Origin of the sequence: Shimia thalassica (assembly GCF_001458215.1) — a bacterium.
GTDB lineage: Bacteria > Pseudomonadota > Alphaproteobacteria > Rhodobacterales > Rhodobacteraceae > Shimia > Shimia thalassica.
The window spans coordinates 1,368,014-1,382,497 of sequence record NZ_CYTW01000001.1 but is presented as its reverse complement, the minus strand read 5'-3'; the positions used below and the strand labels follow the sequence as shown (position 1 = coordinate 1,382,497).

Below are 14,484 nucleotides of genomic sequence, written 5' to 3'. Positions count from 1 at the left end.
ATGGTCATACCGAACAAGGAACCCAGTTCATGAAACCGTTTTTTCTTGCCACTGCGCTTTGTACCGTAGCGACCCTTGCAACTGCAGATCCCAATCCCCTGCGCAACGCCTATTTTGGTGAAACACACATGCACACGGCGTTTTCCTTGGACGCCTATATCGGCGGGACCCGCCTGATGCCTGCGGACTCGCTGGCTTTCGCCAAAGGCGAGGCTGTGACCCTTCCCGATGGCACGGTCGCCCAGCACAAACGCCCGCTGGATTTTGCCGCTGTGACCGACCACGCCGAATACATCGGCGAGATGTATTCGACCATGTTCGAAGACGCCCCGGGGCATGATAACGAAGACCTTGTGGCCCTTCGCGGTCTGACGGATATCGAGGAACGCCAGAACTGGTTCATCAAATATGTGGTTTCGTCGAACCGGTCCGCAACGCCCCAGCACCCGCCCTTCTTTGCCGGACCAGCAACCGCGAAATCCGCATGGCAATTGATCGTCGAAGCCGCAGAACAAGCCAATGATCCCGGCAACTTCACCGCACTTATCGGGTTCGAATGGTCCGCCGCCCCGAATGGCGCAAACCTGCACCGCAATGTTTTGTTTCGCGATGACAACGTGCCCGCGTCCGTCCCGAGCTATATCGACATCAACAAAGAAGAAAACCTCTGGGCATGGATGAAGGCGCAAGAATCCGAAGGGCGCAAGCTTTTGGCGATCCCGCACAATTCCAACGCCTCGAAAGGGCGCATGTTCCCCGACACTGACAGTTTCGGGAACGCCATGGATCTCGATTACGCCCGCACTCGCCAGTATTACGAACCCCTGATTGAGATGATGCAGGTCAAAGGCAACTCGGAAGTGCACCGCAAATTCTGGGCAGCCGATGAATTTGCCGGCTTTGAAAACGCAGATTCCATCCAGAAAAACTCAGGACGCATCTTCCGACAGCGCGATTTCGTCCGCGGGGGTCTTATCGAAGGCATTTCCTATGAATTCGCGCTTGGGGTGAACCCTTTCAAATACGGGTTTATGGGGGGCACGGATAATCACAACGGGCTGATGTCGGCCGTCGCCGAAGACTCGTTTGATGGGGCACATGGGCCGGAAGACGGCTCTGTCGAGCGCCGCCGTACCGGAAGCGTTGCAGGCTGGATTGATGGTCAGGACCTTTCCATCGGGTCCATCGGTGGCGTCTGGGCCACCGAAAACACACGTGCCGCGATCTGGGATGCCATGAAACGCCGTGAAACCTTTGCGACCTCTGGCCCCCGCATCAAGGTGCGCATGTTTGGCGGCGTCGGTCTGTCTGATCCCTCTGATCCAATCGCCATGGCCGAAGAAGGATATCTTCTGGGCACTCCAATGGGGGGCAATCTGCCTTCACTGCCAAGCGCGCCAACCTTTACGGTCTATGCCGAAAAAGACCCTCAGGGCGCCAACCTTGACCGTATCCAGATCATCAAGGGCTGGGTCGATATATACGGAGACGTCAACGAAAAGATCATTGATGTTGTCTGGTCCGGCGCGCGCAAGATTGATCCGCTGACCGGCAAACTGTCACCTGTCGGAAACACAGTCGATCTGGCGACAGCCATGTTCACCAATGACATCGGTGGTGCGACCCTTGCCGGAAGCTGGACAGACGAAGACTTTGATCCCCAAGAGAACGCCTTTTATTATCCGCGTGTGATCGAAATTCCGACACCACGCTGGTCGACCTATGATGCGGTCCGCGCGGGTCTGCCTCTGCTCGAAGATGTGCCTGCCACCATTCAGGAGCGCGCTTGGGGCTCGCCGATCTGGTACGCGCCCGAAAGCTAAACCTCTTTTCAAGTGCGGAGGTGTGCCAGCATCCCGCCTTCCCTATCAAAACAAGCGGGCCCCTTGGTGATGCCAGGGGGCCCGTTTTGTTTTGTATCTGCAACAAGACCGCGACGCCCAAGGACACCACAGTCTGGCGATTTATGCAAGAAGATCGTGAACCTGTGTCCCGATCTGAAGGTTGATCGATGACTGACCACCGCCATCCACAAGCGCCCACATGATCTGCCCTGTGGGACGGTAGATAACGAACGCTTCTTCGACGTCGTCATCCCCCGACCGTTCACCGGCAGCCGTGGCCGTATGGGTTGTGTTGACCTGAAACTGGTTGATCGAGGCCGAGGCGTTGCCAAAGTGCAGAACATCGCCATCCGCCGCGTTGTAATCCTGAATCCAGTCTGACCCGTGATCGAAGATCCCGATGTGGAAGAACCGGTCGCCGCCAGCGCCCCCGTTCAACAGATCATGCCCGAAGCCGCCGTTCACAAAGTCATCTCCGGCGCTGCCAAAGATCTGGTCGGCAAAGGCAGACCCCGTCAGGGTGTCGTTGCCGGTGCCCCCGATCACCGTATCGGCGCCAAAGCCCCCCGCGATGGTGTCATTGCCCGCATCACCGCGCAGCTCGTCATTACCATAACCACCGTCGACCGAGTCGTTGCCCGCACCGGCATAGACAACATCCCGAAGGTCATCCGAACTTGTGCCCCCGACAATGCTATCGTTGCCTTCGCCACCGTTCAGAACATCCCCACCATCACCACCCAACAAGGTGTCATTGCCGCTGTTCCCGATCAGAGTGTCGTTGCCCGCAAGGCCGCTCAGGCGATCATCTCCGATCCCCCCGACAAGCCTGTTGGCGGCGCCGTCTCCGGTCAGGGAAACGGAACTTGCCAGAACTTCGACACCGGCGCTGCTGACTTCCTCGTCCGTGCCATAAAGATCGGTATAGGTAATACGCACGGTCAGCGTGTCGCCAACATCACCCGCAACCGGTGCAAAGGTCTGACCGTTTGCTCCGGCAATTTCGATACCATCACGCAGCCATTGATACTGAACAGTTGCCGGATCGATGCCATCAGCATCGGCCACGGTCGAGACCACGCTCAAGGTCTGGCCCGCCATTGGAACGCCATCAATCACAAGACCGCCGGTTGGCGCATCGTTTACATTTTCAACACGCCACGACACGGATTCGGTTGCCGAGTTGCCGTTTGCATCTTCGACCGTCACAGACAGCTCAAACGGCTCTGCGCTTGCCGTGAGCGATCCGCTGATCCGTCCGGTGGCCGCGTCCAATGTCACACCTTGGGGCAAGCCAAACAGGGTAAACGTCAGGGCGTCGCCATCCGGATCAACGAAATACTGAGACAGCTCCAGCAGAACCGCACCTTCGTCCGATCTCAATGTGGAAGGCAGCAACGAGACCGGCGCGCCGTTCAGAGCGCGGATAAACATCTCTTCACCTTCAATGGTTTGGTCATTGAAGATAAAGGTCTCGGTGTTGACGATCAGATCCACGCCTTGGGTCGACGAGATGACAATACCGTTGTCATATCCAACCACCACATCGGCATAGTTCGCATTGATCCGGACGCTGTCGATGCCATCTCCGCCATCCATCACATCATTGCCATCAGAGTTCAGAAGAGTGTCATCCCCGCCGCCGCCATTCATCACATCGCGACCTTCACCGCCGTTCAATGTATCTGCGCCGTCTTCTCCATGCAGGGTGTCGTTGCCTTCCCCGCCCAGAAGCTGATCGTTGCCCGCACGACCAAACAGGATATCGTTTCCAGCCAGCCCAGACAGGGTCTCGCCTGCGGGGGTGCCGACAAGAGTGTCATCCGAAGCGGTCGCCGATGGGCTGACCCGCGCCAGCTCCAAGGCCTGCGTATAGGTGAGCGTCAGGTCGTAGAACTGTATCTCTTCCACATCAGCGTCGATCAGGTCGACGCCGTCATCCGACGTGATTTCCAGCATCCCGGCGTTCATACGGAAGGTTGCTTCCGTGCTGACGGCAATGATAACGGCAAGATCCTCGCCGCCCCCGCCATGCAGGGTATCGTCACCCGTCCCACCGCGCAGCGTGTCGTGGCCATCATCGCCACCACCCCACAGTTCGTCGTTTCCGGACCCGCCGATCAGTGAATCGTGACCGGTGTCCCCGTCGATAAGGTCATCACCGCCGCCGCCGTCCAGCGTGTCGTTGCCATCATCAAGAAAGTGTTCGGGATCATTGGTGTAATAGCCCGGACGACGCTCGGGAGATGGGCGTGGCGAAGGGTTTTCCGTAAGCAGGTTATATCTTTCACGGTCGCCATAGCCGCCCAGAATGGTGTCATTGCCTTCGTAGCCAACAAGATGGTCCGCAAAATAGGACCCTTGCAACCTGTCATCGCCACTGAAGACATGCGTCTGGAAATAGGCCCAGTCCGCATTGATCAGATCGAGCAAAGGCAAGCTCATGCTTTGGAGGTACATCTGGGTTGTGTTGCCACCAGTAAAGTCCGCTCGCAGAGCATTCGCCGTGGCGGTGGCCTGATTGAGGAAACCGCTGCCGGAATAGTAGGCCCGCCCGCCGTCATCGAGGAAAGCGGTGGTAAAGTGCAGCTCGTTGCCTTGGTTGCTGCCCTGACTGGCCGTACCAGCATTAAGGAACTGTGTCCCTCCGCCTTCGACCGAGTTGTCGATGCCATAATCTGTGTCGTGATAATTTCCGGGGCCGACCTGAACATGCTGTTCACGGATCAGGTCGTTGCGCAGATCGGTCACCGTAATCGTCTGGTCTGTGAACCTCAGGATTTCGATACCTTCCAAATGGTTTGTTCCCGCACCATCCGTAATGCTCAGCGAATTCGCGGCACCAAAGATGACATCCGCATCTGCCAGCGTGCTTGCAAAAACCGCAGTGTCCTCACCGTCGCCGCCAACAAGCGTATCGTCACCGGCGCCACCGGTCAGGGTATCGTCGCCATCCGCCCCCATAAGACGGTTGTGGCCGGTGTTGCCCGTCAGATCATTGGCGCCTTCATTGCCAAGGCCATCGATATCGCCAGATCCGGTTAGAACAAGGTTTTCGACGTTGCGCGCCAAAGCGAAGGTGACATCGGACTGCACCTCGTCGATACCCTGACCTTCATCTTCAAAGACTTCGTCATCAGCCCGATCCACGACGTAGATATCGTTGCCAAACCCGCCAAACAGGCGATCCGCACCAGTGCCACCATCCAGCGTGTCGTTGCCGATCCCGCCTTCAAGATGATCCCAGCCTTCTTCACCAAGAAGGGCATCGTTGCCGGTTCCACCCAACAGGATGTCATTCTGTGCCCGACCTTCAAGGCGGTCATCGCCACCCAGACCCGCAATGATATCCGCATTCGGTGTCCCCGTACGGGTTTCGCCAGCATTGGTTCCCTGCACCGCAGAGGGCAAAGTGGCCGCCAGATCGCCATAGCTTGCGTCGCCATCCGTAAAGGAAATCACCTCGACATCGCGGCCAATCACATCGACACCTTCTGAAGACCTCAGGATCAGGCCCTCGCTGCCTTGTGAGATGCTGACAGAACTGCGCGCTATGCCCAGAACAACAGTGTCGACGCCCAAACCACCCAACAGGGTGTCATCGCCACCCGCACCGGTCAAAGTGTTGTCATAGGCATTGCCGACAATACGATTGCCCTGCGCATTACCGGTCCCGGCTATGTCGCCTTCACCCGTCAGCGTCAGGTTCTCCAGATTGTCCGAAAGCACATAGTCTGCCGAAGATTGCACAGTGTCGTTGCCCGCGTTCAGGCCTTCCTGAACAAGATCGTCACTTTGATCCACGGTATAGAGATCACTTCCAGAGCCGCCGGCCATCAGATCACGCCCCAGACCACCGTCCAGAACGTCATTGCCAGACCCGCCATCAAGACGATCCGCGCCAGCTTCACCCAACATGGTGTCGTTGCCCGAACCACCAAGAAGATGGTCGTTGCCTTCGCGACCTTCGATCTGGTCGGCACCACCCTGCCCCACAAGGTAGTCCACCTCGGAGGTCCCGATCAGCGTATCATTGCCGGGACCGGCCAATGCGGCAACCTGGGTATGGGAAAAAATGCCGTCGGTGAACTCGATAAACTCGACATCATCGTGGATCATGTCAACGCCCTGAGCCGAGGTCAACCGCAAGAAGCCGTCTCCCTGTTCGACCGAAACATCCGATTGGGCAGCGCGGATAAAGGCCAGATCAAAGCCGTCACCACCCTGAAGTTCGTCGTCGCCCGTGCCACCAAGCAAACGGTCATTGCCGCCCTCACCAGCAAGAAGGTCATTGCCCGCGTTGCCAACAAGTTCGTTTGCTTCGTTGTCGCCAAACAGGAAATCCGCATGTGCAGACCCATAGACATTTTCAATAAGTGACAGCGTATCGCCTTCGGCCTCGCCACCGGATCCGGTGCCGTCAAACAACGCAACCGAAACTGCCGCGCTTGAACTTTCATAGCCCGCAGTATCAATCCCGTCCCCGCCTTGCAGCGTATCCGCTCCGGCACCGCCACGCAGAAGGTCATCGCCCGACCCGCCCTGAAGCACATCAGCCCCTTCAAGGCCGCTCATAATGTCGTTGCCACCATAACCGGACAAAACATTGTCCATGGTATCCCCAGTCAGGCGGTCATCAAAGGTCGTGCCAATCACGTTTTCGATGCCCGTCATCCGGGCCATGTTGACAAAGGTCCCAGAAGACAGGTCGCTGCCGCCGCGATGAGAGGCGTTAAAGCCCGGGCTTGCAGTGCCAAGGTTGACCGACACCGCATACCGGAACGTCGAGAAGTTGGCGGTATCGACACCCGCGCCCCCGTCCCAGCTGTCCTGCCCACCCGAGTAAGCGAACATGTCGTCGCCGTCGAAACCGAACAGCTCATCGTTGCCCAAACCGCCATTCAGCATATTGGCAAGGTCGTTGCCTTGCAGACGGTCATTTGCATCTGTCCCGATGGCATTTTCGATATCCATGTCGGGCAACAGGGTGATCACACGGCGTGGGCCTGTGTCCCATGAATTGGTGTCGCCGGTAACAACCGCATCCCCCATGATCCGCAAATCCAGATCAATGGCGCTGCCAAACATTGAATAGTCGAGCGTATCAAGACCATCGTTGCCCCGCACGATGTCCATGCCACCGGAATAGGCAATCAGGTCATCGCCAAGCCCCGCATCGACCGTATCGTCGCCCAATCCGGCCTGCATGATATTTGCGGCCGCATCACCCGTCAGGAAATCTGCAAAGCTTGTCCCGATCAGGCGTTCGACGTTTATGACGCGATCTCCGCCGTTGCCCGTGGTCAGGCTGGCGTTCACGCCTGAGGTTTCGGCCGAGTAATCCAAGGCGTCGGTGCCTGCGCCCCCGTCAAAGGTGTCAGAGCCATCACCCGCGCGACCGATAAAGCGGTCGTCGCCGTCTCCGCCATAGAGCTGGTCACTGTCCGTACCTTCAGAAGGTGACAGGCCGCCGTCGATGACATCGTTACCTGCGCCACCGAGTATGATGTTGGCTTCTCTGTTCCCGCTCAGGATATCATTATAGTTTGACCCCCAGATGCCTTCGATGCCCGACAGCTGGGCAATCGTGCGGAATGGCCCCGTCAACACATCGGCGCGATCCGCCGTGCGCACTTCGTTGGGGTTGTCGAGATCGACAAGAACCGCAGCATCAAACATCAGGAAGCTGACAACATCGTCGCCCCCGCCGCCCACGTATGAGTCCGTGCCGCCAAAGTACGAGAAGGTGTTGGACTGCGCGTTGCCGACCATCAGGTCATTGCCAAGACCGCCCACGATATTGTCGATCGAGAACAACGTGTCGACACCGATTTCGGTCCCGTTCACCTGTCCCGAACTCAGGGTCAGATCAACAGAAATACCGGCCGTGGTGGTGGAGTAGGACATGATATCCACGCCTGTGCCACCCTCATAGGTATCGTTGCCAAGGCCACTGCTGAACGTTGCAATCGCATCATCTGTGCCGCCACCGATGAAGACGTCATTGCCCGCGCCGCCATAAACATAGTCGTTGCCGTCGCCGCCGCTCATCGTGTCAGAGCCGTCGCCGCCATAGATGGTGTCATTGCCCGCTTGGCCATAAAGCGCATCATTGCCTTCGAACCCGTCGAGAGCATCATCATTACCACCGCCACCAAAGATCACGTTGTCCGCCGCATTGCCGGTGATCTGGTCGGCATGGCCGGTGCCAATCACAACTTCAAAGCTTTGCAGCGTGTCGCGGTGCCCGTGTGAATCAACGCCGTATTCCGCGCCTTCGATGTCCATCCAGACATCAACGCCCGCAGAGCCCGTTTCACGGCTGTAGTCCAGCGTATCGATGCCCGCACCACCGGTCAGCGTATCGGCACCCGCATGACCTGTGATGATGTCATCGCCCGCGTTCCCGTCCAGCAGGTTCGCCTGTCCGTCGCCGGCCAGATCATCGTCAAAGAAAGACCCGCGTGCGTTTTCAATGTTGGTCATACGCACCAGTGTACGCAGGGAACCAGCCCCGTCATTTATTGTCGTGGCATCCCGCGTGACCGCTGTGTCAGCAGCCGCAAGATCAATCCCGACCGCGTATTCAAGGTTCGAGAAGTTGGCATAGTCGCTGCCTGCCCCACCGTCCCAGTCATCAAGCCCGCCGCGATAGGCAAAGATGTCGTCACCTGCGCCACCCCGCGCGATGTCATCACCCAAGCCGTCATCCAGAAGGTCACCATCGCCCCCACCGTCAAGCGTATCGTTTCCGTCGCCCCCGACAAGAAGGTCAATACCGGCACCCCCCCAGAGGTTATCAGAACCATCGCTGCCCAAGAGCGTATCAGCCCCCTTACCGCCACCAAGGGTATCGTTGCCCTCTTCACCAAGAAGAACATCGTCGCCATCAAATCCGAACAGCGTATCGTCGCCCAAGCCACCGCTCAGGGTGTTATTGAACCGGCTGCCTGAGAGCGTGTCATTGCCACGCGTTCCCGACACCGCCTCGATGGAAACAAGGAAGTCTCCTTCTGCGTCGCCACCTGTTCCGCTGAAGGTTGCAAGGTTGACATTGACCGGACCGGCCGACTGGCCATAGTCGACAACATCTTCGCTGGCGCCGCCGTCATAAAGGTCTGCACCTGCGCTGGACAGGAAACCGTCCTGACCGTCAAAGCCGCGATACGTGTCGCGTTCACTTGTGCCTGCTTCGATAAGATCGGCGCCATCTGTCCCCAGATAGGTCTGTCCAACCGTTTCGTTGCTTCTTCCGGTCACACCCAATGACGAGAAGTCACGCGTGCCCGTTCCATCCGTTGTCTCGAACACGAAGTTCAGCCCGAACGAGGTGTTTGTCGCGAAATAGTCGACCACCCTGACAGAGTTGCTTCCAGCAGAAACCAAGAGGTCAAAACCGGTCGCGGAATAGCTGAGGTCAATCGAGGAATATGCCGTAAAGACAAGCCTGCTCGAGCCAAAGCTTTCGCCAAAGATGACGTCATCGCCAAAGTCGCTGCCAAAGACATAGACGTCAGACCCTTCCCCGCCCGAAAGGAAATCATCGCCCTCAAAGCCGATAAGCGCGTCATTTCCGGCACCGCCGAACAGAACGCTTTGAGAAGACCCTGCCAAGAGAACGTCATTGCCGGAACTGCCCGACATGTTGAGGTTCTCGACCCCCCGGAATTCGACCGAGTTTTCGCCATGCGTGATGACCGTGTAAGATAGGGTTGAATGGCTGTAAGCCGCGGCAAAGTCGGCGAAACCGGGCGCGCCGCCCGCCATGGACAATGTGGTGCCCAGCTGTGCCCCAGTCGCATCAAAGAACGACGCCTGGAACGATGTACCCGTGCCACCGATGAGAAGCGTATCACTTGCTCCGGCACCCCCATCAACGGTGTCGTTGCCTTCAGTGTGTTCGAAGAAGTCATTGCCGCCTTCGCCCACAAGATGGTCATCTCCGCGCCCGTCCACAAGACGGTCGTCGCCATCGCCTGCATAGACCGTATCGCCCAGATCACCGCCCAGCACCAAATCGTTGCCGCTGCCCAGCAAGAGGTAAAACTGTTCGAAATCAGCAATCTGTGTGCCCTGACCAATATCATAGGCCTCGCCTACGGTATGGTCGGCGTTGAATGTCAGATTCTCGTCAAAGGTCCTGAGATCGGCCAGGAACATGTCTTCGTCGCGGTAACTCTCGCCACCGACATAGGCCATGCCATTCTGATAGACGATCAGATCATCATAGAGGTCCGAACCTGCAATATCGACCGCTTCGATCTCGGCGTAAACGATATCCGGCGATGTGGTCGATTCAAGGTTCGAGTTGTTTTTCGTATGATACTGCCAGCGCGCGGCAGTGTGGGAATTCAGGGCAAGCTCATGCAGCACTTCGCTCGAACTGTTGGTAAGGGCCATGCCATGGCGGCTCGAGAGAATGAAATCGCCGTTTTCGTCCTTGATGGCCACCCGCAGCGGGCCGGTGCTGTTCAAAATGTTCAGGCGGTCTTCTTCGGCGACGCTGCGCACCAATAAGCCGTTGATATACTGGTTGCCCGCATTAGTGCCCCCCAGAACAAGATCGTGGCCCTGACTGTCATAAAAGAACGTGTCGCTGCCTTGGCCACCAACCAAAGTGTCATTGCCGCCGCGCCCAAAGAGGATGTCGTTGCCACCACCCCCGTGGAACATATCATTGTAGATACCGCCCGCGAACGTATCGAATGCCTCGCCACCAAAGATCACACCACGGTCGATGCCGTCGATGTAAACCTCGTTGCCAAGCCAGTAGCCGTTGCTTTCCCCAATCGAGCGGGTATCGCGCACTTCGAAATTGATACCAGACAGCTGTCCGCGGAAGTCAGCGATAAACAGGTCGCCATCAGCCGCACTGTTGCCGCCATTGTAGTAGTTACCGTTTTGGTAAAGCAAAACATCGTCCGCATACACGTTGCCCGTGATGTTGACATGTTCGACGTTTGTGTACTGGACCGTGTTGGTGCCGAAACCCGCATCATAGGTTGTCGCGGTCGCAATGGCATCAAAGAACTCGGTGATCTCGGCGTCTGTTTCACCGGCGTGAACATTGGTTGTCAGGTTCAGGTCGATCCGCCCGTCCGCATTGGACAGCGCAATAGTATGCCCGCCCCCGCGCCCGCCCTCGTAGATATTGAGGGTATCGATACCGAACCCGCCGTCGATGAAATCATCGCCATCCGCCGCCCATGTAAACAGGTCGTTCCCCGACCCACCAATCAAAGTGTCGGAAGATTGATCGCCCCCCCCGTAAAGCACATCGTCTGCGTCACCGCCGTCGATGTAGTCATCCAGCGTGCCGCCAATGATGACATCAAAATCAAACGTGCCGCGCACGTGCAACCGGTCGATATTCTGGATAACAGTCGATCCGAAATAGGATTCCGTATTGGCCAGAGAAATGGCGACGCCTTCCCCAGTCCGGCCAAGCGACTGATAGCTTGACCATGTGCTGAAATCGGCAAGGAAGGTATCAATACCGCCGATGCCACCATCATACCGGCTGCCGCCCATATAGACCAAAAGATCATCGCCAACGCCCGTGTTCGAGGGCAGCGGGTCGCCGTTGCTGTCATAGACGGTTTCGGGAATAACGCTGACCTGCTCGACATCGCGCGAGAACCGCACCGCACCGCGATTGCCAGTGCCGTTCAGCATCAAGATGTGTTGGTCAGCGTATCCATAAAAGGACTGTTCGTTTCCAAACCGGTCAGAGGTCCACATTTCGCTGCGAGTCTCTTCGATGAGAGACAGAAGTCGAGCAAAGTCATCATGGTCGCCAAGGGCCCCAATACCTTCTCCACCAAAAACATAACTAGTGGTGTCGGTTGAAATGTCATAGCGCAGACCCTGATTACCCGCCTGAATAAACAGGTGATCCACGCCAAGACCACCCATGATATGATCGGTAAATTGGCGATTATGCTCTGCGCCGGGCATATCCGTCATTTGGACAATCGCAACGTCATCACCATCGCCGAGATGCGCAAAGTCATCATCGACATCGAAATAGGTGTCTTCCTCGAGAACCCCAGCGATATCGATCGAGTCGACAAACCGCACCACATCGTCGCCTGCACCCGTAAGGAAAATATCCGTAAAGGTGCCGCCAACGAGATAATCATCCCCGCTGCCCGTGCGCAAAGCCAAGGCTTCTACATTGCGCACAATCACCTGATTGGGATCATACAGAATGCTTGGGTTCGACGGATCTCTGACAACCTCTGCGATCAGACGTTCGCCCGTCACCGGATCAACAAGAATGTCGCCGGTCACCGGGTCGTGCTGATAGGTGCGGACAATCATGCCGCCCAGCCCCGTGCCAAGGCTTTCAAGCCGCACGGATTCTGCCACGTTCATGTCAATCGTCGTAGTCATGTGCGACAGGTCAGCGATCAAAAGGTCACCGATGTTGATATCGGGCCGCAGGTTCAGGCTACTGTCCACATCGAAGTTGTCGCCACCGTCGAAGAATTCACCGCCACGCGTGTCGCTGGTGCTGCGGTCGTAGTGATAGATCATCACATCCGCGCCATCACCGCCCAATACATTGGTCACGTTGCCGGTTATAATGGTCTTGTCGAGCTGACTGTCGTCACGGTCCGCATAGCTATAGCGCACCTCTTGAGAGGTCGCAGAATGGAACAACCCGCGATACTTCTCATCCAGCGTTGAGAAATACGCAATGACATCGGTGGAATCCAATTTGACCCGCAAAGCGCCATAGGTCGGGGCTGCCGGTGTCGCCCCCGGAATATTCGGCACATTAAGGGATGTCGGCGTTGCGATGGTGACGCGGCTTCCGTCCCCATGGGCAAGCGTGACTTCGGTGCTGTAGGCCCCCTGCCAGAGGAAATGCACTTTCCCCACTTCGCCGGTAAAATCATATTCGGCGAGGGGCGGGTTTTGGGGATCAACGGGTACCGGACGCTCGTTCAGGAATGGATCCCCGGGATACAGGTCTTCAAACAACTCATTGAGCGACGCAAAGAGCGCCTCAAGCTGTTGATTGTTGGCTTCGAAATACCCGTAAACCGCCTGCTCGGCTGACGGCAGGGTTGGGTCCCACCCCGGAGGTGCAATACGCTCTTCAACAAAAAAGACTTCGTAGGCATCCGAGTCTGTTCCAAAAATCGAGCCATCCACAACAAACGAGTCTGAATAGAGCGTTCCAAGGTCAATGACGGCATCTTCTTCGCTTGGAAACTGCTCATAAAACAACGGTCCCCAACTATCGCCAAGCCCCCAGACATCCACGGACACCTTGAGGATTTCAATCGCAACAAAGGCATTCAGACCAAGACCCACCGTGTGGCCAAATAAAGCGCGGTCAACGCTGTATTCGGCTGTCACCGTCGCGGTGCCGTAATTCGATCCGATGTAAGGTGCCGGAATCGCCACATTGCTATCGCCAAGGCGCGCAGGAACCGAGAGATCATCAGACGTATCGTCAGGCGTACCATTGTCCGTCGTCAAAAGGATATTAACGTTTGGTCGGCCTGCAGTCGGATCATTGTGATCAAAGCTCTGGCTATAGTCCCGAATATCCAAATTCACCGATTCAGTCAGGCCAAGGCCAAGATGTGCAGAAATATCGACAACCGTGACGTCGACATCCACCGGACCGATATCAAAGCTGCGCTCAAGGAAGACCGTGTTCTGCAAGGCTTTTGCAACGGCTGCCGCTTGTGGGCCGGCCTTGCTCAGAAGTTCTGTCATCAACTGGTCAAGATCAGCGTCAAGCGCCAGAAACTCGGTATCCGAGAAACCGCGCGCGCTGACAACTCCACTGCCTTCGGACGACCCTTCGGTATCTGCGCCCTGTGGCACACGAGCCGTCAGCTCGACACCTGAAAACAACTCTACCGTGTATTCGGGAAGCTCGGCAGAAACCGTGATCAGGTTGATGGTTTCATCGACATTGATAATGTTCAGGTCGCTAAAGCTGAAGTCCTTGAACAGGGTTTCGACTTCGATATTGCGCACCCCTGCAGACACATCAATGATCATATCCAGACCGGCCGAAATCGTGCCGTCGACGCCGATCTCAAAACCCTCAGAAACGATCTCGGCAGACACGATTTCATAGTCACTGAAATCAAAATGCATCATGGTGCGCGGCTGGTAGGACAGATCCGGATTTTGCAGCGAAACAGTCTGAGCATCTGGGATGCCCACTTGCAGATCAAGCTCGTAAGTTGCGCCCCAACTGCCGCCTTCTCCAAGATTTGCCCACGCCACAAGCCCGAATCGCATCCCGAAATAGGCTTGTGCTGAAAACTCCACCACACCGGCATCGGCGCTAAAATTATAGGTGAGCTCTCCGGTGTCATAAATCAGGTAATCACCTGTATCTATGCGAAAACTTTCCGCCGGTCCGGGACGCCAAAGCGATTGTCCTTCAGTGGAAAAAGTGACCGAAGTATTCTGAACGCGCATAGCAGTCTCCTCCCGAGAGACCTCAACTGTAGCGCACTTGGGGGATTATGGCGAAATAAAGGCAATTTAAACTCACATTTAAAAAACCGGACAACCTATTCATTTCATTAAATGTCTTTGCATCGCCCCTTTATCGCCTCCCGCAGCATGTCCCACTTTCAGAGGCCCATCACATCCACAAAAG

2 protein-coding genes are annotated in these 14,484 nt (G+C 56.6%); one reads left to right on the top strand and one right to left on the bottom strand.

The window, feature by feature from the left end:
- Positions 1–29: 29 nt before the first annotated feature.
- On the top strand, positions 30–1,823 hold the full coding sequence (locus tag PH7735_RS06290; RefSeq protein ID WP_058310425.1) for a DUF3604 domain-containing protein: 1,794 nt from the start codon (positions 30–32) through the stop codon (positions 1,821–1,823).
- A gap of 141 nt (positions 1,824–1,964) precedes the next feature.
- Here the strand turns inward: PH7735_RS06290 and PH7735_RS21195 are convergent, their stop codons facing one another.
- A complete protein-coding gene (locus PH7735_RS21195) occupies positions 1,965–14,300 on the bottom strand; it encodes a calcium-binding protein (RefSeq protein WP_058310424.1) in 12,336 nt (4,111 codons plus the stop codon).
- Positions 14,301–14,484 lie beyond the last annotated feature (184 nt).